Origin of the sequence: Ekhidna sp. (genome assembly GCF_039960695.1) — a bacterium.
In the GTDB taxonomy this organism is placed as follows: domain Bacteria; phylum Bacteroidota; class Bacteroidia; order Cytophagales; family Cyclobacteriaceae; genus Ekhidna.
Window position 1 is genome coordinate 91,524 of sequence record NZ_JBDVKP010000013.1, and the last position, 26,993, is coordinate 118,516.

Here is a 26,993-nt window from a genome sequence, read left to right on the forward strand (position 1 = left end):
TTGGGTGCATGTCTGTTCCGGCATGCAGCACAAGTTCACATACTGTAAAGGTGGTAAAACCAAAAAAACACTGGTTTCCTTACGACCAGAAAAAGCACCGAAAACGTAAGCGTACCAAAATTGTTCGAATGAAATCGTAACCCTATGAAGTTCTTAAAAATCTTATTCCTGCTAGCTCTTTGTGCATGTCAGTCTACACAGGTATCCACTCCGAAGGAACCTGAGATTGGCCCTTTGGGAGAGCAAGCCATGATATCTTCTGCCCATCCATTAGCTACGAAAATTGGTGTGGAAGTTTTGAAGAATGGAGGAAATGCTTTTGATGCAGCTCTTGCAGTGAAGTTTGCATTGGCAGTTGTATTTCCAAGAGCTGGTAATATTGGAGGTGGTGGATTTGCTGTATTCCGAATGAATGATGGCTCAGTCGGATCTATCGACTTTAGAGAGAAAGCCCCGACGGCAGGAAAGAGGGATATGTTTCTTGACTCTGATGGAAATGTCATAGAAGGATTGAGCACAAAAGGGCATAAAGCTGCCGGAGTTCCAGGCTCGGTAGATGGCATACTTAAGCTTCATGAAAGATACGGCAGCATGTCGCTGACCGAACTTTTACAGCCTGCAATTAACCTGGCATACTACGGCTTCACCATCACACAAGATCAAGCCGATGAGTTTAATCAAAAACGTGGTGATTTTATAGAGGTGAATGGATCAGATTTCTTTCTGGTGAAAGAAGTAGCGTGGCTGCAAGGTGATACAGTCAAATTCACGGAATTGGCGGGAACGCTCATTCAAATTAGGGATACAGGCAGGGAAGGTTTCTATGGTGGGATCGTAGCAGATCAAATAGTGAAAGAAATGCACCGTGGTGGTGGTTTGATATCAGAAGACGACTTAAAAAACTACAGTGCTCAATGGCGCGATCCAGTAACAGCTAATTATCGAGGGCATAAAGTTATTTCTATGCCTCCGCCCTCCAGCGGAGGAATTGCTGTTTTACAATTATTGCAAGGTGCAGAACTATATGACATCACCAAAATGGGTCACAATACTGCACAAACCATTCATCTCCTGACTGAACTCGAACGAAGGGTCTATGCTGATCGAGCAACCTATCTGGGTGATCCTGACTACTACGATGTTCCTGTTGATATGCTCCTAGATCCGGCTTACAACAAAGAAAGATTTTCATCCATCTCGCTTAAAAAGAAAACCAATTCACAAGATATTAAGCAAGGTGATGTTGAGGTGATAGAAAGTGTGGAGACCACTCATTTTTCAATCGTTGACCCAGAGGGGAATGCAGTTTCTCTTACCACCACTTTAAATTCATTTTTTGGATGTAAGGTCTATGTGAGAGGTGCCGGCTTTTTCCTCAACAATGAGATGGATGATTTCAGCGTGAAACCCGGCGTGGCCAATCAATTCGGACTGGTCGGCGGCGAAGCAAACGCCATCAAGCCGGAGAAGCGGATGCTTAGTAGTATGACTCCTACTATTGTGGAGAAGGATGGAAAACTAAAAATGGTTGTTGGCACGCCTGGAGGTGCTACTATCATCACATCTGTATTTCAGGCGATTATAAACGTAATTGATCATGACATGAGCATGCAGGATGCAGTAAATGCAACGCGAACGCATAGTCAGTGGCTACCTGATCGTATTTTGATTGAAGAAAGACCAATTGATCCTAAGGTGTTAAAGAAATTAGAGAAGATGGGACATGCTATCGAAAGGCGTAAAGCGATGGGACGAATGGACTGCATTCTACTAAGAGAAGATGGTATGCTGGAAGGTGGAGCTGATTATTCGAGAGGTGATAATTACGCCGAAGGCTATTAAATACAGATATCTACTCCAATATTTCCATCTGATCGAGTGATTATGCGCTAGGTAACAACTTTGACGGTGGAAAATGGGGAACTTTAACCCTTAATGAAAAAACTGGACGGATCTCTGCTCAGCCACCAAGACTTCATGAATGGAAGCGAGATTGTTTTTGAGATGATTAACATGCCTAAATGAAAAACTACATCACCAACGCAGCACTACCCAACACAGCTGCATCATTTAATGGCAACCCGGATTTCATAATCTGAATTTTATTTCTATATAGGTTGTGGACGTTTGCTTCCAACGTCTCTTTCAGGGAAGGAAAAAACAGGTCACTCGCCTGAGCAATCCCCCCAAAGAAAATAACCGCCTCCGGACTTGTATAAGTAGCTGCATCAGCTAACTTCAATCCTAGCCACTCTCCAGTTTTCACAAAAGTCTCTTTCGCGTATTCATCACCTAATTGTGCCTTCATGGCGATTTCCTGCGGTGTGCTAGCTTTGCCAACTCCAAAATCGTGATACGTCTCAAGCAATCCACGAATGGAAACATACGCCTCCAAACAACCCTTTCGTCCGCACGTGCAATCTCTACCTTCCGGCACCACAATGGAATGCCCCAGCTCTCCGGCAAACCCATCGTGACCATAAATCATTTTTCCGCCAGATACTATACCACTACCTAATCCAGTTCCAAGGGTTATCAGGATAAAGTCATTGAAATTTTTGGCTACTCCAAACTGCTTCTCACCTATTGCTGCAGCATTTGCGTCATTGGTAAGAACTGTGCGACAAGCATTCTTCTTCTCCAAATAAGCTGCAACTTCATGCACATCCTTCCATGGCATGTTTGGAGCATACTCAATGGTGCCTCGATAGAAATTTCCATTAGGCGCACCGATACCAACACCTTCAATTGGCTGTCCATATTTAGTTGATAGCTCCCGAATACCATTTGCAATAGCATCCAGAAAAGTCTCGATGGGACCTGAAGCAAAACCTTCAATCAGAATAACTAATCGATCCAGAATTATACCTTCCTCAGACACCAATCCTATTGTTGTGCTCGTGCCGCCAATATCTATTCCTACATAGTGCTTCATCCTCTTAATGCTTGTATCCTTTCCATCCATACCAGGCGATATAAGCGAAGCAAACGATGGTAATCAAGAAGGAATTGTGTCGACCAATAAAACTATCAGAAATGAGCCCCTGAACTAAAGGAATAATAGCTCCGCCTACTATTGAAGCAACTAAAATACCAGATCCTTTACTAGTAAGAGGTCCAAGATCTGCAATGGCCAAAGTGAATATATTGCTCCACATGATTGATAGAAATAATCCAGTTCCAATCAGTAACCACATCGCCAAGTAGCCATCTGAAATATTAAATACCAGCATTAAAATAATGCAAACCAATGAAGCATTGGTCAAAAGCTTTTGACTGCTTACAAATTTCAAAATATATGAACCTGACAATCGACCGACCATCAATCCTCCCCAATAAAATGGAAGGTATCTCGCTCCTATTTCCCGGAACCTGGCCATTTGATCTTCTTGCTCAGTTAAACCAGCTATGTAACTCTGAAATTCCGAGAGATTGGGGAAAATATTTTCACTGAGATAAATCACGAGAAAAGATGCAATGGTGACCTCAGCGCCTACATATAGAAAAATAGCCACTGCTCCTCTGACTAAATGTGGCTGCTTCCACACACTCTGATGTTCTTCATTTGCCGACGCCTCTTGGGTTTCTACTACTTCTGGTAACGCTAGAAAGCTGAAGATAATAGCCAATAACAACAGCAACGCTCCCAAGACTAAGTATGGTATTTGAACTGATTCTGCTTGCTCTGCGGGAGACAAACCCGCGAGCCCTCTAAGTATGAAATAGCTCCCAGCTAATGGTGCTATCATCTTCGCCACACTATTGAATCCTTGCGCTAGATTTAGTCTGTTAGAAGCCTTCTCTGGATCACCAAGTCGAGCGACATATGGATTGGCCGCTACCTGAAGTAAAGTCACTCCCGAAGCAAGTACGAATATTGCCCCTAGAAATAATGGATATGAGATGATCGCTGCAGCTGGATAAAAAAGCCAGCTTCCTAATGCCATCACCAATAACCCCACAACAATACCTCGATGATAGCCTATCTTATTGAGCAGCCATGAAGACGGAAGGCTCACGCAAAAGAAAGCAATGAAAAAAGCAAATTGTACAAGTTGAGCTTCAAAGTCACCTAACTGAAACAGTCCCTTCAAATAGGGAATAAGCGCGCCATCCAGTTCAGTTAGAAATCCCCAGGTGAAGAAAAGGACCAGCATATAGAACATGGAGGCTCCGTGATTTTGCTTAGCCATTCAAGTACGATTTAGCATCTATTAATTCATTTTTCCCATCGACCATTTCTGCGTAATTAAAACCCGGATGAATAGCGTAAGCACCCGTATTACCAGCAATGTCCATAGCGAGGTAACCTACCTGGAAAGATTTGTAATCCAGTTTGTCTACAATCCGCTGAATAGCATCTTCACACGCTTCCTGAGCTGCTGCTCCTTGCCTAATTAGTTCTACCACCAAAAAAGAGCCGAGTGTCTTCATCATGAGTTCGCCCATGCCTGTGGCAACAGCCGCACCATAATCATTATCCACAAACAAGCCAGCGCCTATGATCGGCGAATCTCCAACTCGTCCGTGCATCTTATATGCTAGTCCACTCGTGGTGCAAGAGCCTGAAAGGTTGCCTTGTGTATCCTGACAAATCAGCCCAATCGTGTCGTGATTTTCTACATTAATGATTGGATTATATTCTGCTGATTTCAGCCATTCTTCCCAGGCTTTTTTGGAGCTTTCCGTCAACAGGTTTTCTTCAGCAAATCCTTGGGCTAATGCAAAGCGCTTAGCGCCTTCACCGGCTAGCATTACATGTGGAGTTTCCTCCATCACCTTTCGTGCTACCGCAATTGGGTGCTTGATGTTTTGCAAGAAACACACCGATCCAGCGTTTCCTTCATGATCCATGATGCATGCATCTAAAGTCACATTTCCATCTCTATCTGGTAATCCACCTAAGCCTACTGAACTACCCTTGGGGTCGGCTTCCACTACCATCACACCCTTTTCAGCACCATCTAATGCGTTTCCTCCTTCAGCCATGACACGCATTGCTTCCTCATTGGCTTCTATTCCATGCACCCAGGTACTGAGTGCTTTAGGCTTATTTGAACGGACAACCGTAGTTTGACTAGTTTCCGCACATGCTGTGCCAACCAAACCCACTCCTGCTGTTGCTGCGAGTGAGTTTTTTAAGAATTTTCTTCTGGTACTCATCGGTTTAGTTGATTACGATTTCATCTGCAAAAATCCAGGATTTTCCTCCCGCTCCCTTGTGATCAGGTGGACAAACGCCTCGATTCTTGGCTACTATTTTAATGTATCTCCCATTGAAGGGTCGATTGATTTTAAAGTCTTTCAGAATGGCTCCTTTCTCTTTGTATGAAATGTCATTGCTATCCACACCCAATTCTTCGAAATTTTCACCATCGTTGGAAACATAGAATCTCACTTCTGTAGGCAAGAAAATCCAGGCGTTTTCATCTTGCAAGAACCCAATCTTTGCTACGGTATAGTTGCTCACTTTTCCCATATCTACCACAGCTTCAAGATCCACTCCCTCATATCCCTGCCAGGAACCTGTACGGAAGTCCTCACCTCCGCGAATGAAGTCAATCAAGGCCATATTTCCGCCAGCGGTGTAATGGTTCGCATACACTGTTGCTAAACTAATGCTTCGCTTCTCCGGGATTTTGTAAAAAGAACTCTTAGCTTTCAAGCTTTCCTTTCCCCCTTTCTCTGCCCACACATACAGATCAGTAGATCGATCTATTGTGAACGGCACTTCATATTCTTTCGCTTGTCCACCAGCGGTGAACGCATAGTAAATGTTAGCATTCGAAGTAGGTGTAGATAGCGTTATTTCTGTGCTTTCCATAAATGCATGATTTCCCGTTTCTAAAGCCGGAATAGCGATTGCTTCGGTATCAATTTTTGAAATTGGACGGTATTCTTTTTTGCTCCCAAATTCCGATGGTTTGGACCGCATAGTAAAGGTTAATTTTCCCCCATTCATAATATCCTCGTGAGTAATGAAAGAAAATGGATGATCTGCACCATTCAAATCTACAGTGGCTACATACATATTATCAGGGTTATTGCCGTTTGCTTCTATCACAAACTGATTTCCATTTTCCAGATTGATGGTCGCTTTTTCAAACCACGGACTGCCTAATATATATTTTGTACTTCCTGGCGTAACCGGATAGAATCCCATCGCACTCATTACTAGCCAGGATGACATCTGTCCACAATCTTCGTTGCCGGAAAGTCCGTTTGGTTGATCAGAATACAATTCATCCATGATCTGGCGAACTAGTTTTTGTGTTTTATCTGATCGCCCAACGAAATTGTAGAGGTATGGAATGTGGTGACTCGGTTCATTACCATGTGCGTATTGGCCAATCAGCCCAGTGATATCTGCCTGCTCCCGTCCCATTGTTTCTGAGCTGGCTAAGAAAATATCGTCCAGCTTTTGCTCCGCTGCTTCGTCACCACCCAATAGCTCAATCCATGTCTCCACATCCTGAGGTACGTAATAGCTATACTGCCACGAATTTGCTTCCGTGTAATTGAAGTTCACCTCTGCTGGCTCGAATGGATAGAACCAGCGGTTGTTGTTCCGGGCACGCATGAATCCGGTTGTTGGATCAAACACATTTTTATAATTCTGTGCACGTTGATAGTAGACAGCTGCTATTTCAGGCTTGCCCATTTTGTTGGCCATCTCTGCGATGGTCCAGTCATCATAGGCGTACTCGAGTGTTTTGGAAACACTTTCTGCTTCTACATCCGATGGGATATATCCAGACGTACGAAAATCATCGATTCCCAATCGATTTTGCATGGAGCTGTGGATCATGGCCTCCAGCGCCTTCTCTGTATCAAAACCAGCGATTCCTTTCATGTAGGCATCCGCAATAGTGGGGACTGCATGGTAGCCTATCATGCAATCGGTATAGTTGCCGGCCAATTCCCACATAGGTAGTCTACCACCATATTCATATTGCTTAAGGAACGTTTGAATGAAACTGGAGGTGCGGTCGCGCTCAATGATTGTGTAGAGTGGATGCGTGCTGCGGTATGTATCCCACAAAGAGAATACTGTATGATTGGTGAAGCTTGTATCCAGGTGCACTTCCAAATCTGTGCTACGGTATCTCCCATCCACATCGTGGTAGAGGTTTGGAGCAATCATGGTGTGATACAAAGCTGTATAAAACACCTCCATTTGCTGATTGCTTCCGCCTTCAACATTGACCTTGTTTAGTTGTGCCTCCCAGGCCTGACGAGCATCATTCCTTGCATCATCAAAATTCCAATCAAGTATTTCAGCTTCCAAATTTTTCTTCGCGCCTATTTCATCTACTGCAGAAATCGCCACTTTCACTTTTAGCTGATCGCCGTTGCCAAATGAAACTGCTGCTTTCACACCACTGCCTTCTCCGCCATATTCCATGGATTGAATCGGTTGATCAAAGATGATTCTAAAGAACACGTACTGCTTTTGTGCCCAGGCCTTGCTGTGGCGAAAGCCGGAAAGTTCATAGTCATTTACTTGCTTGAGACTTGACAGCAACACTTCATCCCGATGCGTCAGGTCGATGATTAGCTGACGATCTTTTGTTCCATTGAAATCATATTGATGAAAGCCCACACGCTTAGCGGTGGTGAGTTGCACAGCGATATCATCAGCCTTCAGATTGACTGCATAGTAGCCAGGCTCAGCTACTTCGGTTTCCTTTAAAAATGGAGAACCATAGCCTGGCTCGCCATCTGCACCATTGTTGTAAAAAACTTCTCCTGTGAATGGCATGAGTAGCACATCTCCATAATCTGGAATGCCTGTCCCACTCAGATGTGTATGACTAAAACCATAAACGACCGAATCAGTGTAGTGATAACCTGAGCAACCGTCCCAGCCTTCCAGTCGAGTATCCGGACTGAGCTGAACCATCCCAAAAGGCATGGTAGCACCCGGGAATGTATGGCCATGACCGCCCGTTCCGATGAAGGGATTTACATGTTCAAAGGGTGTTTTTGGAGATTGTTGCATGCACGAAAAGAGCATAGCTCCAGCTAAAAACCAGGCAAGGGCTGTTCCGATTAGGTTTCGATTCTTCATACGGATCGGAAATTAATGAAAATGGGATTAAGCAGTAAATGGTTAATTGGTGGATTTCCATATGCCGAATAGGGATTGTGGATGGTTATTTGGTGTTTTATCCTGGGAATTATGCTGTAATGCTGAAATCACGACGAAGAAAATATTCCAGAAACCACCAGCCAGAGCTTACAGCTGGTGTCTTATCTAATCGGGGGATTCCTGAATTTCGCCGTACTGTATCAGGAATGACAACCTAGGAACTCCCTATAATACTTCATCACCTCATCTGGCGCTTCTACCTGTGGGTAATGACCAATTCGATCCATTGTCCAGATATTTTCGCTGGAAATGATTTCACTATACCGCTCTACCATCACTTGTCCGGAAATGGGATCGACCAGTCCGTTGATTAAACCAAGTGGTTGTTTGAATTGCTGCAACGCTCCAACCCAACGTTCGCGGTTTTGTACACGCTCGCCCATGTACTTTATGATCAGGTGTGCAATTCGGTGGCCATTGTTTTTGGATACCAGCTGCCAGTAGGTTCTAAGCTCCTCTTTTGTGAGCATTGTATCTGGTCCGAAAATTCGACCAAAACTCTTTTCAAACTTCTTCTGATTGAGCAGCTTACTCAGAAGAAACCCAATAGGACTCATCAGCATTTTCTGTATCGGCAACGGATGATGTGATTCTGGAAAGATGCCACCATTTAGCAAACAGACGGTTTTCAGATCAAGACCATTTCCATCGGTGTGTCTGGCTATCAACTCCTGTGCTACTGTGTCTCCGTAATCGTGAGCGAGCAGATGACACTCTTTGACGTTGATGTGTTTGGTCAAGTCCTCCACCAGATTGGCCTGCTGCATGATGGAATACGGATATGGGTTGGGTTTATCGGAGTATCCAAAACCGAGCATATCCATAGCAATTAAGGAAAATTGCTCGCTTAATGGCTTCCATATTTTGAACCAATCATAGGATGCTGTAGGAAATCCATGTATCAATAACAACCAGGGGTTTTCATTTTCATGAATCTTATAGACAATCTGATATCCTTTCCAATCAAATGTTGATGCATCTTGATACCAGTCTTCCAGTGTGGGATTATTCATTGAATCGGGTCTAATGATTAGGTATACTAGGAACCTCTCTCAAGATGGATATATTTTGGTTTGAAATGAAAGCATGCTAATATTCATTTTTTAATACATCTTTGGGTCAAAGAAATATACGATCATGGCAAAAGGAAAAAACGCACAGAAAAGTGTAAAAAAAGAAGCGGCTAAAACGCCAAAGGAAAAAAAAGCTGAGAAGCGAGAGAAAAAAGCGAAAAAGAAATAACTCATCTCTAAGTACTGGCAACTCACTATTTCACATTGTCCAGATACTTTAGAAACTCATTCCGTTCGATACGCTCGGCACCCATGCTTGCCATGTGGTCCGTATATGCCTGGCAATCATACAATTGCCCACCCTCTTCCTTGAACTTCTGTATAAACAGAATTAAACCTACTTTGGAAGCATTACTCACTTTCGAGAACATGGATTCGCCACAATAAATTGTCCCGAGGTGGATGCCGTACATTCCACCAACCAGCTCTTTATCCTTCCATACTTCTACTGACTGAGCATGTCCCAATTTATGCAGTGCGATATATGCATCGACCATTTCTTCGGTAATCCATGTGCCATCCTGACCAACTCTTTGCATCTGTTTGCAGCAGTTAATCACGCCTTCAAAATCTTCATTATAGGTGACTTTAAATTCTTCTTTTCGCAAGACACTACGCATAGATCTGGAGACATAGAGTTTGTCCGGCAATAGCACAAAGCGCGGGTTGGGGCTATACCACATGATGGGCTCATCGTCGCTATACCAGGGGAAAATACCGGAATGATAGGCCAGCATTAGTCTCTCAGCACTCAGATCTCCACCTATAGCTACACAACCGTCTTCTTCAGCTTCTGTGACAGGTGGAAAAAACAATTCGTTAGTTAATTGATGGGTTGCCATTGATGTTGTTTTACTTTAATTGGAATGTAGACCAATTTATCTCAAAACAACAAATCTTATACTCATTGAGACCATAGGAATTGATTAAAAAACGGGATTATCTATCCCAGATATTTTAGAAACTCCGTTCTGTCGATATTCTCAGCTCCCATACTAACTAAATGTTCAGAATGTACCTGACAATCGAATAGCTGTCCACCTTCTTTTTGAAACTCCTGAATGAACCGAATCAGGGCCAGCTTTGACGCATTGCTTACCAACGAAAACATGGATTCACCGCAAAAGACCTTTCCCATATCCACACCATACATTCCCCCTACAAGCGCTTCACCTTTCCACACTTCTACAGACTTAGCATGTCCAAGTTCATATAGACGGATATAGGCTAATTGCATTTCATCGGTGATCCATGTGCCTTTCTGACCTTCTCTGGGCACCTTCTTGCATTGGGCAATTACTCCTTCAAAATCCTGATTGAAGGTTACTTTCAGCTCATCACTATTCAATACACGTCTCATGGATTTAGAGATATGCAGCAGATCAGGAAACAATACAAACCTAGGGTCAGGGCTCCACCAGATGATGGGTTCTCCTTCGCTATACCAAGGGAAAATGCCAGAATGGTAAGCGATCATCAATCGCTCAGGCAGGAGATCTCCACCTACGGCCACAATACCATCTTCTGCGCCTTGTACAGGTGGGAAAATAAGATCGTCTGTGAGTCGATAAATTGGCATGCAGAAGCAAAATTAAACCCACTTCTTAAGTCTGCTCCCATACCAGCTATGCAATTCGCCATCGACCAACTCACACGTAGTACCTGGCCACAATTTTTCAACTGTTTGAAGATGATCTTTAGTAAACGGATAGGGTTCAGAGCTAAATAAAATTTTATCTGGATTTAAGGAAGTTATTTGCTCTTCTGACAATTCGGGGTAACGCTCTTCAGTAATCAAATTCTGGTATCCAAGGTGAGTCAGCAAATGATCGATGAATGTATTTGATCCCGCAGCCATCCATGGATTCTTCCAAATGAGGTAAATGACTTTACCTGATTTTACTCCTTTGACTTTGTTTGTTGCTGATTTACACGCCTTCACAATTGATCGGGCTGATTCTTGCTTCTCACAAATACGTCCGAGAGCATTCATCATGGAAAATGAATCTTCAAGCGTATAAATATCACTCATCCACACAGGAAAGTCATTGCTCAGCACTTCAATCCCTTCCTGATAGTTTTCTTCCTTATTGCCTATAATTAAGTCGGGATTGAGGCTGCGAATCTCATCAAATCTAAAGTTCTTCGTTCCTCCAACGATAGGAATCTTGGACACCTTGCCTTTTGGATGTATACAGAATTTAGTGCGACCTACAACTGGCGCATCTATATCTATTAAAAATTCTGTTTGTGAAGGAACCAGTGACACGATACGTTTAGGCGGGAAGTGGATCTCCATTTCCCGTCCCATCATATCTTCTAGTATTCTTACATTCGACACATCAATGTCCATGTCCATCATGAGAGCCTTCCATTCGTGAAAGCAGCTCCAGCATATTCTCTTTATTGGTTTCTAATGAGCCACTTAGTCTTGGTGTTTCACTAGAAACAAGAAAATAGGTTTTGAGCGGATTGACCTTGCCTTCCCCGATGAAAATAGCTTGAAAAAGTTCATCACTTGACTTTTCGACACGCAGCTGAAATTCATGCGCTTCTGTGATTCTGCTTTCTATTAGTGAAAAACTCAGGAGACTATCGTCCCGATTTAGTTCATAAAGCAAAAATTCGTCAATACTGCTCAAATAACTCATCGCTTTATCGTCTCCCAGCCAAAGCTCCATATAGTCACCGCTCTCAGCATATGTATACCATTTTCCAGTAATTGGTTTGTGATCGCTAGTGTTGCAGCCAAGTAAGATGACTGCCATCAAAATAACAACAGTTCTCATTTGAAATAGGTGAAGTCCTGACCAGCTTTAATCTGAACCACTGTTTCGTAAATCAACTTGATCACATTTTCCACATCGTCTTTATGCACGGTCTCCACTGTCGTATGCATGTACTTCAATGGTAGTGAAATCAATGCTGATGCTACTCCAATATCAGAATAAGCAAACGCATCCGTATCTGTACCTGTCGTTCTTGAGGCCGCCATTCGTTGGTATGGAATCTTATTTGTATCAGCGACCTTTAAGATCATATCTCTTAGGTTATTTTGAACCGCTGGGCCATATGTTACCGCTGGGCCACTACCTGCAGTCAGGTCACCACTTGTGATTTTATCATACATTGGTGACTGAGTATCGTGGGTCACGTCCGTTACTATAGCAACATCTGGTTTGATTCTTCGGGAAATCATCTCCGCTCCTCTCAATCCAATTTCTTCTTGCACTGAATTCACAATGTACAGTCCAAACGGAAGCTTCACTTTATTCTCGGAGATTCTTCGCGCCACTTCGGCAATCATAAATCCACCAGCACGGTTATCCAGTGCACGTCCAACAAAGTATTTTTTATTCATTTCAAACAGTTCATCCTGGAAGGTAGCTACAGTACCCACGTGGATTCCCATTTTCTCTACTTCTTCCTTTGACTCTGCACCTACGTCAATGCAAATGTTTTTCAATGTCGGATTGTCTTCTTTGTCTTTTCGCACGTGAATTGCCGGCCACCCAAATACGCCTTTCACCACACCTTTCTTAGTGTGAAGGTTTACTCGCATTGAAGGAGCAATCTGATGATCCGATCCGCCATTTCTCACTACGTAGATGTAGCCTTTGTCGGTGATGTAGTTAACAAACCAACTGATCTCATCCGCATGTGCTTCGATCACCACTTTATACTTAGCTTCCGGATTCACCACCCCATAAACACTGCCATAAGTGTCTACTACATAGTCATCCACATATGGTTTTACATAATCCAACCATATTTTTTGTCCTTCCATTTCAAAGCCGGTTGGTGCCGCATTATTGAGGTATTTAAAAAGAAAGTCTCTGCTTTTCTTGTCCATATTTATATCGATTTAACAAGACCACCGTCAATAAGGAAATCTTGTCCTGTTATGTATTCTGATTTATTGCTTGCTAAAAATAATGCGAGTTCAGCTACCTCTTCGGGCGTTCCCTGTCTCAGCATCGGTATTTGATCAATGATTTTCTGCTCTGCCGGATAGCTATCAATAAAACCAGGCAGAACATTGTTCATCCGAATTTTATTGGCTCCATATTTATTTGCAAATAGTTTCGTGAAGGCGCTTAAAGCTGTACGCGCTACGGATGATATTGGGAAGCTTAACGATGGTTCTTTGGCTCCAAACGTAGAGATATTAACAATAGATCCTCCAGAACTCATGTGCGGAGTAACCAATCTTGACATTCTCACCACATTCATCAGTGCTAAATCCATTCCTTCCTTCCATTGCTCATCGGTCAATTCCAGCAAGTCTCCCTTTGGTGGATGTCCGGTATTGTTGATCACGACATCTATCTGTCCGTAAGTCTCTAATGTTGCATCCACTAAACGAGTAAGGTCTGCTACATTATCCGTAGATCCCTGCACTGCTATACCTCCCAACTTACTGGCCAAATCGTGGATTTCTGATGAGCGAGATAAGATGGCCAACTGATAGTTTTCTTCTGCTAACTTTTCAGTACAGGCCAAGCCCATTCCTTTGCTTGCGGCGGTTATTACAGCTACTTTTTCCATAATTGTTAATTATTAATTTTCAATCACCAATTATTTATAGCGGAATATTCCCGTGTTTCTTTCTAGGAAGTTTATCTACCTTGTTTTCCAGCATGCTAAATGCGCTAATCAATTTAGATCGGGTTTCATTTGGCATGATTACCTCGTCGACAAAACCACGTGCTGCAGCAATGTATGGGTTGGCAAACTTCTCGGTGTACTCATTGATTTTCTCCTGATGCATAGCATTCGCATCATCCGCCTTTTGAATCTCTTTCCTGAAAATAATTTCAGAAGCTCCCTGCGCGCCCATTACTGCAATTTCTGCAGTTGGCCATGCATAATTCATATCAGATCCAATGTGCTTCGAGTTCATCACGTCATAAGCTCCACCGTACGCTTTTCGAGTGATTACAGATATTCTTGGCACAGTAGCTTCACTAAAAGCATACAATAATTTAGCTCCATTAGTGATGATGCCATTCCACTCTTGGTCTGTGCCGGGCAAAAATCCCGGAACATCTACCAATACCAACAATGGCACATTGAAGCTGTCACAGAAACGAACAAATCGCCCTCCTTTAGTGCTTGAATGAATATCCAAAACTCCTGCCATGCTCATTGGCTGGTTAGCTACAATGCCTATGCTTCTTCCAGCTAATCTTCCAAATCCACAGATAATGTTTTCTGCAAAGTCCTTGTGAACTTCAAGGAAGCTATCTGAATCAATAATTCCTTTGATGACATCATGCATATCGTAGGGCTGATTTGGGTTTTCTGGCAAAACGTCATCAAGTTCTTTTCGAGATTCATCCCCTAATTCATAATCAACTCGTGGTGGCTCTTCCTCGCAGTTTGATGGTATATAACTCATCAGCTGCTTGATCTGGCGAATGCATTCGGCTTCATTAGCACATGCAAAATGGGTTACTCCACTTTTAGAGGCATGAGTCTGAGCTCCTCCAAGTTCTTCGCTGGTCACATCTTCTTGGGTAACCGTTTTCACCACGTTTGGTCCTGTCACAAACATATAACTGCTCTGCTCGACCATGAAGATGAAGTCAGTTATGGCTGGCGAATAAACTGCGCCACCAGCACATGGGCCCAGGATGGCAGATATCTGTGGTACTACACCTGATGCCAACGTATTTCGATAGAAAATATCGGCATAGCCACCCAATGAAACTACACCTTCCTGAATACGTGCTCCGCCAGAATCGTTTAAACCTATCACTGGAGCACCATTTTTCATGGCCATATCCATAATTTTCACAATCTTCTCTGCAAATGTCTCAGACAATGATCCCCCAAAAACAGTGAAATCCTGACTGAAGACATATGTGAGTCTTCCATTAATTGTTCCGTAACCGGTCACGACTCCATCTCCTAGAATTTTTTGTTTGTCCATACCAAAGTCTGTCGCACGGTGTGTCACAAACTTTCCTATCTCTTCAAATGAACCTTCATCCAGCAGTAAATCAATACGTTCGCGTGCGGTTAGCTTTCCTTTTTCATGCTGTTTGGCAATCCGATCTTCACCTCCTCCCTTGAGGGCTTCTTCATTCATCGACTCAAGTCGGGCATTTTTTTCAGCAATGGACTGTATGTTGGTAGCGGTTTTTGGTTTTTCTGTGCTCATATTCTTTTGAAAACGCCAAAGATAAGGTGAGCAATGGAGAAAGGTGAAATCGAACTTATCAATCCATTAAATCTAAAAAGTCTCAGTTCCAATTTGCTATATTGCGGCCGCTATGAACGTTGCAGTCATCGATTTGGGCACAAACACATTTCATCTTCTGCTTGCCAAAGCAGAAGCTAATTCACATGAAATTTTTCATCGTGAAAGAAAAGCTGTGAAAATTGGTGAAAAAGGGATCAACAAAGGCGAAATAACTAAAGAAGCGTGGGAACGGGCCATGGCCGCTCTCATAGACTTTAAAACCACGATAGATGCACATGACATCAAACAGGTTTTTGCCACTGCAACTAGTGCCATGAGAAACGCAAGTAATGGCTCAGATCTGGTTGCGGAGATTAAAAACCAAACAGGTATTGAAATTGAAGTGATATCTGGCTTACGAGAAGCCGAACTCATTCACTTTGGGGCAAGCAAAGCGCTTGACTTTGGAGTAGACAAAAACCTCATCATGGATATTGGCGGAGGCAGCATTGAGTTTATTATCGCCGATCAAGACAAAGCCTATTGGATGCAAAGTTTTGAAATTGGCGGTCAAAGATTGGTGGAGAAATTTCATAAAGCTGATCCGATCACTTCCGCAGAAATTGAAAAGCTTTACACATATTTTGATGCAGAATTGGAACCACTAATCAACGTCTGCATTGCGCATCAACCAAATACATTGATTGGCTGCTCAGGCACATTTGATACGCTCAGTGATATTTACTCTGAAGAAAACAATATTATAAGGAAAGAAGAGTCTACTGAATATCCATTTAGTATAGATGCATTCCGAAACATCTACCAGCAATTGATTACTAAAAACCGAGTGGAGCGTTTAGCTATTCCCGGAATGATTGAAATGCGCGTAGATATGATTGTGGTGGCATGTATTCTCGTTAGCTATCTGATTGAAAAACTTCAGTTGGAAGAAGTACGAGTCTCAGCATATGCGCTAAAAGAGGGCATTCTTTATGACGTTCTTGATCACCTTCAGACAAATACCTCTAATTAGGTATTGATAAAGCCTCACTTATTTTTAACTTTTACATCTAGAATAACCTTACCACTATGAAATATTTTCTGAGATCGTTTTTTCTTGTCATTGCTATTTCAAGTTTTGGACAGAATGCTGAGTTTAAATCTATTGTTTCTGAACTGCAAACCAACTTAATAGATGTCCAAACTGGCGATGAGACATACACCCATGAACTTGAACTTTTAGAACATTCCGTTCTTAAATACACGCTTGTAGAAGTAGACGAGAAAGGAAATAGAGAGGAACTTACCTATGAATTTAATGTGGCAGATCTCGATCCGTATGTCGTGCGCGAAGAGACAAAAAAAGACATTATATATCTCAGCTTAACTGTAGACAATGGTCAAAAATTTATAAAAAAATATCAAAATGGCGAAGTGAAAGGTTATGAGGAAAACATGCTCATGGTCACCAAAAACATTGATAACGCTCGAATAATAAAAGATTTAATCAAAAAATCTATTCCATTGGCGGAAGATATCATGAGTAAAAAGCTTTCGGTAGATACTTATCCTGAAATGGAAATCTGGCTTACTGAACATGTGGTTAACGCTGAAAGCAGCGGCAAAGCGTATAACCAAACATTGGTTGCTCTGGATGACTTTCCGGGTAATTTCAGATTAATACAGACGGAGATAACGGCCAAAACATCTCAAGAGAAACAATACATTTTCAACCTTGCAGACATCAATATCAACAGCTTGAAATTCAATATTTCTGGCTCTAGTTTTTCCTTAGACTTTGAGACTAATCGGAAACAAAAGTTGATTAAAGTGCTAGATAATGGCGCTCCAAAAGGATTTGATGATGAGATTGAAATTTTCACGAATAATGTAGAAGAAGCTCGAGATCTTAAAAACATACTTACCAAGGCAGTGCCATTGGCCGAAGATTTGGTTGAGGGTTCCATTCAAAAATTTGAAGAATTGCAATCTGCACTCGATTATTTGGGACAGTTCGTGCAGAACATAGATTACGGAGATGAATCGATGGAGCAGGTCGTAGAAGGAGATTGCCTTTTAAAGATCACTCAAGTAGATGCGGATGCAAAAAGCACGAAGAAGACAACAGCAGAATTCAACTTAATAGATGTCAATGGTAATCTCATCGATTTCGATGTTACCTCAGGAAAAATGTTTGTAGAGTTCACCACCAAAGAATCGCTTGATTTATTGAAGATGTATGAAAATGATGAGTTCGACGGTTACGATGATGAGTTGAAAATTTATGCAGAAAACGTAGAGGTTGCTCGACGAATCAAAGCATCACTGGAAGACGCTATCAGAATTTGCGAACGTGATTACATTGATCCATTTGCTGATATGTCTGTTGAACAAAAAATTGGGTGGTTGACGGAGAACATGGAAGAAGTACGTATCGGTGACGAAACGATAACTCAGACTTTCGAGCGAATCGACGAAACTGATCCAGAAAAAATCAAATTAACAAAACTTGAAGTAGATGCTAAAGGAGGACAGGAAGAAATTTTTGAGTTCAACTTTACTGATATCAATCCGAAGAGCATCCAATACAAAATAGGTAGCAAAACCTTAGCAATTTCATTCGAAACGAAGTTTAAAGAAGACATTGTGAAGTACTACAAAGACGGTGAAATTGAGAACTATCAGGACGGTTTTGACCTTAGTATGACAGATATTGAGGCGGCAAGGAACGTAATTTTAGTTTTCAATCAGATCATAGCAGAGCTAAATGAGTAATTTCGCCGCATGATTTTTTCGGCAAACCAACTTAAGCAATTTGTAACCAAAGTATTTATCAGCATCGGCTGTCCTGAAGCGGAAGCTCAGCAAGCAGCCGATGTTTTAGTTAGCGCAGATCTAAGAGGCGTGGATTCTCACGGTGTAGCCAGACTTTCTGGTTATATACGATTGCACGAGAAAAAACGTCTCAATACGACACCACAGATCAAGACCGTGCATGAAACTCCTTCCACAGCGGTAGTTGATGGTGATCTTGGTTTGGGCCTGGTGGTAGGTCCACATGCGATGAAGCTTGCCATTGAAAAAGCTAAAAACGTGGGATCAGGCTGGGTGGCAGTAAAGAATTCCAATCATTATGGTATTGCAGGATATCATGCGATGATGGCACTTGAAGATGACTGCATTGGCATTTCTTTGACTAATGCCAGCCCATTAGTCTCTCCTACGTTTTCAAAAGAAAGACTATTGGGTACCAACCCGATTTCGATTGCAATACCTACCAAAAATCAACCGCCATTTGTTTTGGATATGGCTACCACTACAGCCGCGAATGGAAAACTAGAGGTACTTCAACGCAAAGGCATGGAGGCACCAGAAGGATGGCTGCAAGACAAAGAGGGTTACATCACAACGGATGCTAAAGGTCTTATGAAGGGTGGTTCCATGAGGCCACTTGGTGGTGATCGTGAGCATGGATCTCATAAAGGTTATGCTCTTGGTGCCGTTGTAGACATTCTTTCTGCCGTACTTTCGGGCGCAAACTATGGACCTTGGGTTCCTCCTTTTGTCGCTTTTATTGATCCGGCTCCAAATCCTGTTGGAGAAGGATTGGGTCACTTTTTCGGAGCTATGCGAATAGACGCATTTCGAGATGGAGAAGAATTTAAATCTCACATGGACAACTGGATTGACCGATTTAGAAGTTCGGAGACCGTAAATCCTGGAGATAAAGTTTTGATCCCTGGAGATCCTGAACGAGAGATGACTGCCGAACGTCTCAAGAATGGCATTGACTTGCTCGAACCTGTAGTTGCAGATCTGAAAGAATTGGGAGAAAAATTGAGTGTAACTTTAGGTTAGTATTACAAATAACATCTCCCGATGGCAGAACTAAAAACTCAACCCAACGATCAAAGCGTTGAAGCATTCATTGAATCAATTGAGCCGGAATGGAAACGAGATGATGCACGTGAATTATTGAAATTATTGGGAAACATTTCAGGTGAAAAAGCTGTAATGTGGGGCGACTCCATTGTTGGATTTGGAAATTATCACTACAAATATGAAAGTGGTCGTGAGGGAGATTGGTTTCTCGCAGGATTTTCTCCACGTAAAACCAGCATGACTATCTATATGATGGCTGGTTTTGAAGGGCAAGATATATTGTTGGAACAACTTGGTAAACACAAAAAAAGTGTAGGGTGCCTTTATGTGAAAAAGCTGGCGGATGTAGATATCAAAGTGCTAGCTCAAATGACTAAAAAATCCATTGAAATGTTGAAGAAGCGATATGCGGATTACAATTAGTTTAATTCTTATTGCATCATATTTCTTTTCCTTTTGCCAGCGAATCTCCTTCGAAGATCCTGATCTTACATTTAGCTTCAAAAAACCAAAAAATTGGGAGGTCTTTGATGATGGCTATGTAGTGAAGGCAAGTCCGTCGGCAAGAGATTCAGCGGATACCTACTTTACAATTACCTATTTTGAATTTGCGCAGCCCTCCGGATCATTCCCGACTGCCAAACCTGTGATCGAGTCTTTTGATAAAGGTTTTACCAAAACCAAAATCAATGGTATTAAGGCAAAATGTATAGAAATCAAGAATGGAGAATACCGTACAAATGAATATGAATTCGTAAAATATGGTCAACGTTTTGAAATCAAAACCTCAGCGCGTGATCCACAAATCAATCGGATTTTTAGAAAAATTATTAGATCAATCCTAATAAAAAGATAAATTATCCTACTTACCGAAGCTTTTACTCAATTCGCCGACGATTCGTCTAACCTAAGCTAATCTATCTAACTAAGGGCTTTGGAGATAGTTTAACCTACTATCACCTTAAAGTTTTACCTAATGGATTACTTCAGAAAAGGCACCGACATTCTACCGGCTGTCATCATGGATTCGGGCTCAAAATCAGCGCTCATAAAGGGCGTTTCATTATGCGAAGACATTTCAATCTGTCAACAGATCGCAATAGACATTAAACAAAAATTTGAACGAACTCCGTACACAGATCTTAACATCCAGCTAAGTGTCTTTAATACTAAAGCAGCAAAATTGCTATTTGAAGTATTCAAGTCAATAAAAAAGAATCGTCCTTCCCTCAACGTTCATTGGCTATACGACCAAAAAGATGAGGAAATGAAAGAGATGGGAATGGATTACAGTGAGTTGCTGGAAATGGATTTTAATATTTCTCCTAACTAAAATATGCCTATGCCAACACCTGCACGTAGAACCCATGGGCTGTTGTATGGCCTTGGCACTTCCGATTCATCATATAAAACATTGTAGAGAGCCATCACATTGAATGAAGCTCTTCCGCCAATTTGCTCCGAATATCCAGCACCAATCATAAGGCTATTAAACGCAGATTTTTCTGTCTGCTCTGGAGAAAAAGAGGTCAAAAATTCAAATGTCAGTCGTTCAAACTCAGCATAAGCAAAAAACTGATTCGTCACATTGAATCGATTGAAAATGCTCCATCCAAAATTGGAGAGAGAGGTATTAATCGGCTGCTTAATTTTGACGTACTGATAGGTAATACCAATTCCAGCAGAATATCTATCTGTGATTTTGTAGCCTACCTGAGGAAATATGCTAATGTTCGTCTGATTGGAGCTGGTACTAAATCCTCCACCTCCGCCGAAGTAGATTTTATCTGCAAACTTGCTCTGCGCCGTAACGTTCAACGCTAGCCCGATTGTAACAATTGCTATTAGAGATTTCATGACTTTATCTTACGACAATGTAAAGGTCCTCGTTGGGTTTTTTCATCAGGTATTTTTCTCTGGCCATTTTTTCCAGAAGATCGGGATTGTTATTCAATGCGGCCTGATCATTCTTCACTTCTAAAATTTTGTCTTGATAAAACCGACGCGCATCTTCCAATTCGGCTTTTTTACTTGAAAGCTCCGCTTGCAAAAACAAGTCGTTACTGTCTACAAAAGCCAGCCAGACTATGAAGAATAGTATGGATAACACGTAGAAATTCTTAAAGAAAGGGGGAATTCGGTTTAATAAATTTTTCATCTGCTTTGAATTTTGAGGGTGGTTTGATTTTCAAAGCTTCAGCAGAGACCATGTAAAAATAGGGAATTAGCTTCTCATTTTAAAGTTTAGCCAATTTCCAATGGTTGGGGCTTTCATTCTCGTGTTCTCCAGATCACAACAACTGTCCAGTAGCTTGATTTTGCTTGTCTATTTCTCATAAAACATGTAGCCAGGGAACTCATTAATCTGATTAAACTCTGAATCACCCTTCTTCCATATAAAATTATTCAAGCCATTAGTGATGGCCAGGTATTTTGAGTTGAGAACCTTATTGTATTCTGCCACCTGATTCACAACTTTTTGGTCCAGTTTCACATTTGGCGATTTGCATTCCACCAGAAGAAAAACATTGCCTGCTCGGTCTAAAATGATAATATCTGATCGCTTTTGATTTTTAAAATACGACATAGAGTGTTCCAGCTTGAACATTCCTTTCGGATAGCCAAGATGTGCTATCAACAGGTTTATGAAATGCTGACGCACCCACTCTTCAGGGGTAAGCACGATCCATTTTTTACGAATCAGACAAAATATAGTATTGTCTTTACGTTTGACTTCAAACTCAGGCAGCTTGAGTGCTCGCATTTTTTAGTTTCACTTGTGATAGGAAAATGATTCCGATAATGAAGAAAGACGCCAATGCCAAGGTGCTGTTGCGCATACTTCCAGTAACCTGCTCAATGTACCCATACACAAATGTTCCAATAACTATAGACACATTATAAGTAACGTCATAAAAACTAAAAAATGAGGCCGTATCTACCGTATCCTGAGGCATGATCTTGGAATACGTAGCTCGAGAAAGTGACTGAATGCCTCCCATTACTAATCCAACAACTGCAGCTAAGGCAAAAAATTCCAACTCAGCATTCACAAAGTAGGCACCAAAGCAGCATCCTATCCAGATTACAATCTGTATAGAGAGTGAGTAAATATTCCCTCTTTTTTTAGATATATAGGCAAAAAGATAAGCTCCAGCAATAGCCACAAATTGTATTAAAAGGACTGTCATTATAAGCTTAGATGCCTCCATTTTCAATTCCTTAGAACCAAATGTTGCAGCTAAATACATAACCGTTTGTACGCCCATGTTATAAAAGAAAAAGGCTGAAAGAAATTTCCGCATTCCATCCATTTCTTTAAGTTGAATCCACACTTTTCGTAATTCTTTGTAGCCATTTGTTAAGTAGTGACCTTCTGGCTTTCTCCCATGCACGTTCTCGGGTAGCTTTGAAATGGCGTAAAGCGAGAATCCAATCCACCAAACTCCCACAGTAAGAAACGCTGCTCTCGACGCCACGCCTGCATCAGCAAAGCCAAAAGTGTCAGGCATCTGAACCATCACAAGATTGATTACTAATAGTATCACACTGCCGAGGTAGCCGTAAGAATATCCCTTTGCACTTACGATATCCCGCTTATCTTCAGTCACTATTTCACTCAGGAATGCGTCGTAGAATACCAAACTTCCGGAATAACCGACGCTTGCCAAAATGGAACAAACTATGCCCCATTCAATATTATCTCCAGTAAAGAAGAAGAGCCCTATGCAAGCAAATGAGCCAATGAACATGAACATCTTTAAGAAAAACTTCTTTTTGCCGGCGTAATCTGCAATGCCAGATAATATAGGAAGTATAATCGCCACCAACAGGAACGAAAGCGAAAGGGCGTATGAGTATAATACAGAATTCACTATCTCAATCCCAAAGGCTTGAATTCGGTCTCCTCCGTTTGCATTAACAGCCACACTTTGAAAATAGATCGGAAAAATTGCGGAAGTGATTGTAAGCGAGTATACAGAGTTCGCCCAGTCGTACATACACCAGGCGTTGATGATTTTTTTATCGTTCAGCATGTAAAGTCAAGTTGATGCGGCAATATAATGAATGCTTCTTTGACTACTTTTAGTTGATGGAAAAGAAGACTCAATTCAAGATCAGTCAAATACTGCTAGAAATAGTGGTAGTGACAGTCGGTATATTGATCGCTTTTCAACTAAACAACTGGAAAGAAGTAAGGGCATCTAAAGACAAAGAAGAAAAGATGCTCAAAGAAATTAAAACCAATTTAGCTCTTGATCTTATCGATCTTCGAGATAATTTCAGTGGGCACAGGATGGCACTCGAACATATTGAAAGTTTACAGAATAGCGATCCTACTTTCGAAAGAAATAAAGTAGGTGGAAAGTTCCATTCTGCATTCAGAGACTTTATTTTCAGCCCACAAACCAGTGCATTTGAAACGCTGAAAGCACGAGGTGTAGACTTGATCTCTAATGACAGCCTAAGAATCGAGATTCTCAGACTGTATGATTTTGACTATGTAATCATTGAAAAAATAGAGGAGAACTATGCTCCTAGTCAATTCACACACCACTACCAATACATTGTCCTCAATTATTACGACAAATTACAAAATGGAGACATCCATTGGATCTCTTCAGCTGACGTGCAGAATAGATTAAGCTTGGTGCGATTCGAACGTCAGTATGTGAGCCGGATTTATAATGAGTGCATTCAAAAAGTAGAGGTTTTAATTTCCAAGATAAATAAGGAGATCCAAAATGAATTTTGATAACAAACCTGAAGAACTACATCGTCAGAATATCCCTACCGCACGACTACCATCAGGTACGGTCATTGAAATTCCTATTCTATCATATGAAGCCAAAGCTGAAGGTCCTACACTATTCCTCATGGCAGGAATGCATGGGGATGAAATCAATGGTGTGGAGATAATACGGAGGATTATTACTCAGGGATTGTATAAAGTAAGTGCAGGCCGTGTCATATGTATTCCAGTCTTTAATGTCTTTGGATTTATCAATTTTAGTAGAGAGGTACCAGATGGAAAGGACGTTAATCGTTCATTTCCAGGGTCGCAGAATGGATCATTGGCGAGTCAGTTCGCTTATTTCTTAATGCAAGAAGTCATTCCTCACATCGATTATGGTATTGATTTTCATACTGGTGGCAAGCAGATTAATAATTTCCCACAAGTCAGGGCTATGCTTGAAGATCCTACCAACAAAGCACTTGCTAATGCCTTTGCTCCTCCATTCATTATAAATTCACCATTTCGTGAAAAGTCGCTAAGAAAAGAATCTGGGAAACTGGGAAAGAGCATATTGGTGTACGAAGCTGGTGAATCATTGAAATTAAGGAAGCCGGCCATTGATGTAGGTTTAAATGGAATGCTACGGGTAATGAAACATTTAGGAATGATTAAAGAAGCGCCTTCTCCAAAAAGTGCACCTATCACAATAAGTAAATCCAGTTGGACACGAGCAAGCAGAGCGGGCCTTCATTATGCCCAGGCGCGCAATGGTTCATTTGTGAAAAAAGGAGATATTATGGGTGTTATATCTGATCCATACGGAGAATACGAAAAGAAAATAAAAGCAACTCATGATTGCTATATATTAAGCGTCAACAATAATCCCGTCGTAAACCGCGGCGACGCATTATTTCATACAGGCGTGGTGGAATGATACGACTATTAGATCACAAAGTCGAATCAGAAGCTATAAGTATCCGACAGGTATTTCAAATTTCATATGCGATTGAAGCAGAACTCTTGCAAGCCAAGAATTTTCCACCACTAAAAAGACCGTTGGCGGATTTTATAGCATCAAACACTAGCTTTTACGGCTTCTTTGAGCAAGAAAACCTTGCTGCAGTGATAGAAGTAAAAAATGAAGAAAACAAAATCCACATTCATAGTCTGGTGGTTGCCCCTACCTTCTTTCGCAGAGGTATTGCCAGTAAACTGCTGAATTTCCTATTTAGTGAATTCGATGCTCAATTATTTATCGTGGAAACAGGCGCTGCCAATGGTCCTGCAATATCACTTTACGAGCGACATGGTTTCAAATTGGTGAAAAAGTGGATGACAGAAATTGGAATCGAGAAAGTGGCTTTTGAGCGGAAAGTGAATTAATCATCAACTACTTCAAACTCCACTCTTCTGTTGAGTTTTCTGGACTCTTCAGTTTCATTGCTAGCTATTGGCTCATTGCCTCCATACCCTTTCCCTGTAACTCTAAAAGCATTTATCCCTTGAGATAAAATGTATGCTTTCACTGTCTTTACTCGAGCATCCGAAAGCTGCACATTCTTTACCGGGTCGCCTGTATTATCTGTATGCCCTTTCAGCAGAATTTTGATGTTGGGATTATCATTTAAGACTTCCACCACCAGGTTTAGCTCTTTTTCTGAACCTTCTACCATCTCGGCAGTGCCACGGTGGAAAAGAACATGATCAAGTGTGATGATGCTACCCTTGGCGACAGATGAAAGTTTAATCATATTCTCACCTGGCTGTAACTGTTCATCGAGCATGATCACTGTGGGTAAATAGCCTGGCGACTTCAGTTCAACCTCATCGCCTGTTAAAGAATCGATCTCAAACAATCCATTCGGTCCAATTCTTTTACTATCGCCAAAAATCATTTCAGCCGGTAACTTTTCTCCACTTTTGGCATCTACCACTCTCAATACAATAGATATTGGGGTTTCAATTTTAACATCTTCTTTTACAAGGACTGACTCCACTACTTCTGTGGTGTCTTCTTCTATTTCTTCTTTGAACTTGATTCGCATGATGTCGCCATATCCATCACTATCCTGTGAGCTTACATAGTATGCCCATTCCTCCCCATCAATATATGCAAAGGAGGTTTCTGCTCCGGTCGTGTTTATTTGTGTCCCAAGATTTACTGGCTCGCTCCAATTTCTCCAGGACTCATCTTGTCTTACCGTATAAAAAAGATCGAAACCCCCTTGCCCTCCTCTTCCATTTGTAGCAAAAAAAAGTGTCCGGTTGTCTTCTGCTAGAAAAGGTGTGACCTCCTGAAACTCTGTGTTCAATTGGAAGCCCAGATTTTTGGCTCGATCCCAACTTCCATCTACCTTCTTTTTGACAATGTATAAATCTTCAACTCCATAGGAATTATTAGCCTCCAGGCTGAGAATCATATATTGACCATCCTTAGATAAACATCCACTTTGAATGGGCGACTTATTTTTTAGAAAAGGTATTTCTACGTCCTTGTCTTTTCCGTCGGTGATGTATTTCACCTTCCCATAAAACATACCCTTGTCAAATGTGACCTGACTATAGTACAACCCATCAGATGTAAAGCCGATTGGACTTAACATTCCTTTTTCTCCCAACCAATCTGAAAATATCAGAATACTTCGGCTTTCTCCCCCAATAGTTTGTTGCTGAGAAGTGTAAAGCTCAGTTGAGTTCGGGGCACCTCCACGTTCTTCTGTAAATGCAATTGATCGATCATGCGGACTTAGTACAAGATAGTTTTGTCCATTTGATGTATTGATAGAATCTACCGTTTCACCTTTTCCTTCAAATGCTACCTGAGCTACAGAAGCCAGACTCAGACACATTATAAATGTAATTATTGAACTTTTCAATTAATTTATTATATTTTTTTGTGAAAATTATTTGAATATATAAATATCCTAATATATTATTGTACTTGTAAAGTTTCTCTATTGG

The 26,993-nt window shown here is 41.5% G+C and carries 27 protein-coding genes; 10 read left to right on the forward strand and 17 right to left on the reverse strand.

Going from position 1 to position 26,993, the window contains the following annotated elements:
* Positions 1-144 precede the first annotated feature (144 nt).
* Positions 145-1,842 (forward strand): gamma-glutamyltransferase, encoded by a 1,698-nt coding sequence (gene ggt, locus ABJG98_RS09105; protein ID WP_348279193.1) that lies wholly within the window; start codon positions 145-147, stop codon positions 1,840-1,842.
* 187 nt (positions 1,843-2,029) lie between these two features.
* Here ggt and ABJG98_RS09110 read toward each other — a convergent pair whose 3' ends face one another.
* The 12 genes from ABJG98_RS09110 to ABJG98_RS09165 all read right to left on the reverse strand — a co-directional run bounded on the left by ABJG98_RS09110 (position 2,030) and on the right by ABJG98_RS09165 (position 15,319).
* Entirely contained in the window at positions 2,030-2,935 is a 906-nt protein-coding gene (locus ABJG98_RS09110; protein ID WP_348279194.1) for an ROK family protein, read from the reverse strand.
* Between the two features lie 4 nt (positions 2,936-2,939).
* Positions 2,940-4,193, reverse strand: coding sequence for a sugar MFS transporter (locus ABJG98_RS09115; RefSeq protein WP_348279195.1), 1,254 nt, complete (start codon positions 4,191-4,193; stop codon positions 2,940-2,942).
* Entirely contained in the window at positions 4,186-5,163 is a 978-nt protein-coding gene (locus tag ABJG98_RS09120) for a N(4)-(beta-N-acetylglucosaminyl)-L-asparaginase (protein WP_348279196.1), read from the reverse strand. Before ABJG98_RS09120 ends, ABJG98_RS09115 begins: the two co-directional genes overlap by 8 nt.
* A gap of 4 nt (positions 5,164-5,167) precedes the next feature.
* Positions 5,168-8,071 (reverse strand): GH92 family glycosyl hydrolase, encoded by a 2,904-nt coding sequence (locus ABJG98_RS09125; protein ID WP_348279197.1) that lies wholly within the window; start codon positions 8,069-8,071, stop codon positions 5,168-5,170.
* A gap of 221 nt (positions 8,072-8,292) precedes the next feature.
* Positions 8,293-9,165 carry an alpha/beta hydrolase gene (locus tag ABJG98_RS09130; RefSeq protein ID WP_348279198.1) on the reverse strand — a complete coding sequence of 291 codons (873 nt, stop codon included), beginning with the start codon at positions 9,163-9,165 and terminating at the stop codon, positions 8,293-8,295.
* 254 nt (positions 9,166-9,419) lie between these two features.
* Positions 9,420-10,067, reverse strand: coding sequence for a leucyl/phenylalanyl-tRNA--protein transferase (gene aat, locus ABJG98_RS09135; protein ID WP_348279199.1), 648 nt, complete (start codon positions 10,065-10,067; stop codon positions 9,420-9,422).
* Between the two features lie 101 nt (positions 10,068-10,168).
* The gene (aat, locus tag ABJG98_RS09140; RefSeq protein ID WP_348279200.1) at positions 10,169-10,804 is read right to left on the reverse strand and encodes a leucyl/phenylalanyl-tRNA--protein transferase; all 636 of its coding nucleotides are present in this window, start codon (positions 10,802-10,804) and stop codon (positions 10,169-10,171) included.
* Positions 10,805-10,816: 12 nt separating this feature from the next.
* Positions 10,817-11,587 carry a helical backbone metal receptor gene (locus ABJG98_RS09145; RefSeq protein ID WP_348279201.1) on the reverse strand — a complete coding sequence of 257 codons (771 nt, stop codon included), beginning with the start codon at positions 11,585-11,587 and terminating at the stop codon, positions 10,817-10,819.
* Positions 11,568-12,014 carry a hypothetical protein gene (locus ABJG98_RS09150; RefSeq protein WP_348279202.1) on the reverse strand — a complete coding sequence of 149 codons (447 nt, stop codon included), beginning with the start codon at positions 12,012-12,014 and terminating at the stop codon, positions 11,568-11,570. The genes ABJG98_RS09145 and ABJG98_RS09150 overlap by 20 nt, the downstream gene beginning before the upstream one ends.
* On the reverse strand, positions 12,011-13,078 hold the full coding sequence (locus tag ABJG98_RS09155) for a M42 family metallopeptidase (RefSeq protein WP_348279203.1): 1,068 nt from the start codon (positions 13,076-13,078) through the stop codon (positions 12,011-12,013). The genes ABJG98_RS09150 and ABJG98_RS09155 overlap by 4 nt, the downstream gene beginning before the upstream one ends.
* Before the next feature lie 2 nt (positions 13,079-13,080).
* Complete coding sequence (locus tag ABJG98_RS09160; protein ID WP_348279204.1) at positions 13,081-13,773, reverse strand: SDR family oxidoreductase; 693 nt, start codon at positions 13,771-13,773, stop codon at positions 13,081-13,083.
* A 34-nt stretch (positions 13,774-13,807) separates the two neighbouring features.
* Entirely contained in the window at positions 13,808-15,319 is a 1,512-nt protein-coding gene (locus ABJG98_RS09165; protein ID WP_348279272.1) for an acyl-CoA carboxylase subunit beta, read from the reverse strand.
* A gap of 184 nt (positions 15,320-15,503) precedes the next feature.
* Here ABJG98_RS09165 and ABJG98_RS09170 point away from each other — a divergent pair, with 184 nt between their 5' ends.
* The 6 genes from ABJG98_RS09170 to ABJG98_RS09195 all read left to right on the forward strand — a co-directional run bounded on the left by ABJG98_RS09170 (position 15,504) and on the right by ABJG98_RS09195 (position 20,627).
* Positions 15,504-16,445 carry an exopolyphosphatase gene (locus ABJG98_RS09170; RefSeq protein ID WP_348279205.1) on the forward strand — a complete coding sequence of 314 codons (942 nt, stop codon included), beginning with the start codon at positions 15,504-15,506 and terminating at the stop codon, positions 16,443-16,445.
* Positions 16,446-16,501: 56 nt separating this feature from the next.
* Entirely contained in the window at positions 16,502-18,187 is a 1,686-nt protein-coding gene (locus ABJG98_RS09175; protein ID WP_348279206.1) for a hypothetical protein, read from the forward strand.
* Positions 18,188-18,196: 9 nt separating this feature from the next.
* Complete coding sequence (locus tag ABJG98_RS09180; RefSeq protein WP_348279207.1) at positions 18,197-19,270, forward strand: Ldh family oxidoreductase; 1,074 nt, start codon at positions 18,197-18,199, stop codon at positions 19,268-19,270.
* A 21-nt stretch (positions 19,271-19,291) separates the two neighbouring features.
* Complete coding sequence (locus ABJG98_RS09185) at positions 19,292-19,717, forward strand: DUF1801 domain-containing protein (protein WP_348279208.1); 426 nt, start codon at positions 19,292-19,294, stop codon at positions 19,715-19,717.
* The gene (locus ABJG98_RS09190; RefSeq protein WP_348279209.1) at positions 19,701-20,150 is read left to right on the forward strand and encodes a hypothetical protein; all 450 of its coding nucleotides are present in this window, start codon (positions 19,701-19,703) and stop codon (positions 20,148-20,150) included. Before ABJG98_RS09185 ends, ABJG98_RS09190 begins: the two co-directional genes overlap by 17 nt.
* 120 nt (positions 20,151-20,270) lie before the next feature.
* Positions 20,271-20,627: a SiaC family regulatory phosphoprotein gene (locus ABJG98_RS09195; RefSeq protein ID WP_348279210.1), complete on the forward strand. Its 357-nt coding sequence runs from the start codon at positions 20,271-20,273 to the stop codon at positions 20,625-20,627.
* On the opposite strand, the gene ABJG98_RS09200 is transcribed toward ABJG98_RS09195, so the two are convergent.
* The 4 genes from ABJG98_RS09200 to ABJG98_RS09215 form a co-directional block, all read right to left on the reverse strand.
* Positions 20,624-21,151 (reverse strand): hypothetical protein, encoded by a 528-nt coding sequence (locus ABJG98_RS09200; RefSeq protein WP_348279211.1) that lies wholly within the window; start codon positions 21,149-21,151, stop codon positions 20,624-20,626. The genes ABJG98_RS09195 and ABJG98_RS09200 overlap by 4 nt on opposite strands.
* A 4-nt stretch (positions 21,152-21,155) precedes the next feature.
* Positions 21,156-21,452 (reverse strand): septum formation initiator family protein, encoded by a 297-nt coding sequence (locus ABJG98_RS09205; RefSeq protein WP_348279212.1) that lies wholly within the window; start codon positions 21,450-21,452, stop codon positions 21,156-21,158.
* Between the two features lie 168 nt (positions 21,453-21,620).
* Positions 21,621-22,058, reverse strand: a complete 438-nt coding sequence (locus tag ABJG98_RS09210; RefSeq protein ID WP_348279213.1) for a type I restriction enzyme HsdR N-terminal domain-containing protein — start codon at positions 22,056-22,058, stop codon at positions 21,621-21,623.
* Positions 22,036-23,331 (reverse strand): MFS transporter, encoded by a 1,296-nt coding sequence (locus ABJG98_RS09215; RefSeq protein ID WP_348279214.1) that lies wholly within the window; start codon positions 23,329-23,331, stop codon positions 22,036-22,038. Before ABJG98_RS09215 ends, ABJG98_RS09210 begins: the two co-directional genes overlap by 23 nt.
* Positions 23,332-23,387: 56 nt before the next feature.
* Here ABJG98_RS09215 and ABJG98_RS09220 point away from each other — a divergent pair, with 56 nt between their 5' ends.
* The 3 genes from ABJG98_RS09220 to ABJG98_RS09230 are packed head-to-tail and all read left to right on the forward strand — an operon-like array spanning position 23,388 to position 25,415.
* The gene (locus ABJG98_RS09220; RefSeq protein ID WP_348279215.1) at positions 23,388-24,050 is read left to right on the forward strand and encodes a DUF6090 family protein; all 663 of its coding nucleotides are present in this window, start codon (positions 23,388-23,390) and stop codon (positions 24,048-24,050) included.
* Complete coding sequence (locus ABJG98_RS09225; protein ID WP_348279216.1) at positions 24,040-24,966, forward strand: succinylglutamate desuccinylase/aspartoacylase family protein; 927 nt, start codon at positions 24,040-24,042, stop codon at positions 24,964-24,966. The genes ABJG98_RS09220 and ABJG98_RS09225 overlap by 11 nt, the downstream gene beginning before the upstream one ends.
* The gene (locus tag ABJG98_RS09230; protein WP_348279217.1) at positions 24,963-25,415 is read left to right on the forward strand and encodes an N-acetyltransferase; all 453 of its coding nucleotides are present in this window, start codon (positions 24,963-24,965) and stop codon (positions 25,413-25,415) included. Before ABJG98_RS09225 ends, ABJG98_RS09230 begins: the two co-directional genes overlap by 4 nt.
* On the opposite strand, the gene ABJG98_RS09235 is transcribed toward ABJG98_RS09230, so the two are convergent.
* Positions 25,412-26,908 carry an OmpA family protein gene (locus ABJG98_RS09235; protein WP_348279218.1) on the reverse strand — a complete coding sequence of 499 codons (1,497 nt, stop codon included), beginning with the start codon at positions 26,906-26,908 and terminating at the stop codon, positions 25,412-25,414. The genes ABJG98_RS09230 and ABJG98_RS09235 overlap by 4 nt on opposite strands.
* Between the last annotated feature and the right edge of the window lie 85 nt (positions 26,909-26,993).

Bases quoted from the DNA above. Each gene is read 5' to 3' on its own strand.
- ggt (WP_348279193.1), top strand. From the start codon at position 145: ATGAAGTTCTTAAAAATCTTATTCCTGCTAGCTCTTTGTGCATGTCAG.
- ABJG98_RS09110 (WP_348279194.1), bottom strand. From the start codon at position 2,935: ATGAAGCACTATGTAGGAATAGATATTGGCGGCACGAGCACAACAATA.
- ABJG98_RS09115 (WP_348279195.1), bottom strand. From the start codon at position 4,193: ATGGCTAAGCAAAATCACGGAGCCTCCATGTTCTATATGCTGGTCCTT.
- ABJG98_RS09120 (WP_348279196.1), bottom strand. From the start codon at position 5,163: ATGAGTACCAGAAGAAAATTCTTAAAAAACTCACTCGCAGCAACAGCA.
- ABJG98_RS09125 (WP_348279197.1), bottom strand. From the start codon at position 8,071: ATGAAGAATCGAAACCTAATCGGAACAGCCCTTGCCTGGTTTTTAGCT.
- ABJG98_RS09130 (WP_348279198.1), bottom strand. From the start codon at position 9,165: ATGAATAATCCCACACTGGAAGACTGGTATCAAGATGCATCAACATTT.
- aat (WP_348279199.1), bottom strand. From the start codon at position 10,067: ATGGCAACCCATCAATTAACTAACGAATTGTTTTTTCCACCTGTCACA.
- aat (WP_348279200.1), bottom strand. From the start codon at position 10,804: ATGCCAATTTATCGACTCACAGACGATCTTATTTTCCCACCTGTACAA.
- ABJG98_RS09145 (WP_348279201.1), bottom strand. From the start codon at position 11,587: ATGATGGACATGGACATTGATGTGTCGAATGTAAGAATACTAGAAGAT.
- ABJG98_RS09150 (WP_348279202.1), bottom strand. From the start codon at position 12,014: ATGAGAACTGTTGTTATTTTGATGGCAGTCATCTTACTTGGCTGCAAC.
- ABJG98_RS09155 (WP_348279203.1), bottom strand. From the start codon at position 13,078: ATGGACAAGAAAAGCAGAGACTTTCTTTTTAAATACCTCAATAATGCG.
- ABJG98_RS09160 (WP_348279204.1), bottom strand. From the start codon at position 13,773: ATGGAAAAAGTAGCTGTAATAACCGCCGCAAGCAAAGGAATGGGCTTG.
- ABJG98_RS09165 (WP_348279272.1), bottom strand. From the start codon at position 15,319: ATGAATGAAGAAGCCCTCAAGGGAGGAGGTGAAGATCGGATTGCCAAA.
- ABJG98_RS09170 (WP_348279205.1), top strand. From the start codon at position 15,504: ATGAACGTTGCAGTCATCGATTTGGGCACAAACACATTTCATCTTCTG.
- ABJG98_RS09175 (WP_348279206.1), top strand. From the start codon at position 16,502: ATGAAATATTTTCTGAGATCGTTTTTTCTTGTCATTGCTATTTCAAGT.
- ABJG98_RS09180 (WP_348279207.1), top strand. From the start codon at position 18,197: ATGATTTTTTCGGCAAACCAACTTAAGCAATTTGTAACCAAAGTATTT.
- ABJG98_RS09185 (WP_348279208.1), top strand. From the start codon at position 19,292: ATGGCAGAACTAAAAACTCAACCCAACGATCAAAGCGTTGAAGCATTC.
- ABJG98_RS09190 (WP_348279209.1), top strand. From the start codon at position 19,701: ATGCGGATTACAATTAGTTTAATTCTTATTGCATCATATTTCTTTTCC.
- ABJG98_RS09195 (WP_348279210.1), top strand. From the start codon at position 20,271: ATGGATTACTTCAGAAAAGGCACCGACATTCTACCGGCTGTCATCATG.
- ABJG98_RS09200 (WP_348279211.1), bottom strand. From the start codon at position 21,151: ATGAAATCTCTAATAGCAATTGTTACAATCGGGCTAGCGTTGAACGTT.
- ABJG98_RS09205 (WP_348279212.1), bottom strand. From the start codon at position 21,452: ATGAAAAATTTATTAAACCGAATTCCCCCTTTCTTTAAGAATTTCTAC.
- ABJG98_RS09210 (WP_348279213.1), bottom strand. From the start codon at position 22,058: ATGCGAGCACTCAAGCTGCCTGAGTTTGAAGTCAAACGTAAAGACAAT.
- ABJG98_RS09215 (WP_348279214.1), bottom strand. From the start codon at position 23,331: ATGCTGAACGATAAAAAAATCATCAACGCCTGGTGTATGTACGACTGG.
- ABJG98_RS09220 (WP_348279215.1), top strand. From the start codon at position 23,388: ATGGAAAAGAAGACTCAATTCAAGATCAGTCAAATACTGCTAGAAATA.
- ABJG98_RS09225 (WP_348279216.1), top strand. From the start codon at position 24,040: ATGAATTTTGATAACAAACCTGAAGAACTACATCGTCAGAATATCCCT.
- ABJG98_RS09230 (WP_348279217.1), top strand. From the start codon at position 24,963: ATGATACGACTATTAGATCACAAAGTCGAATCAGAAGCTATAAGTATC.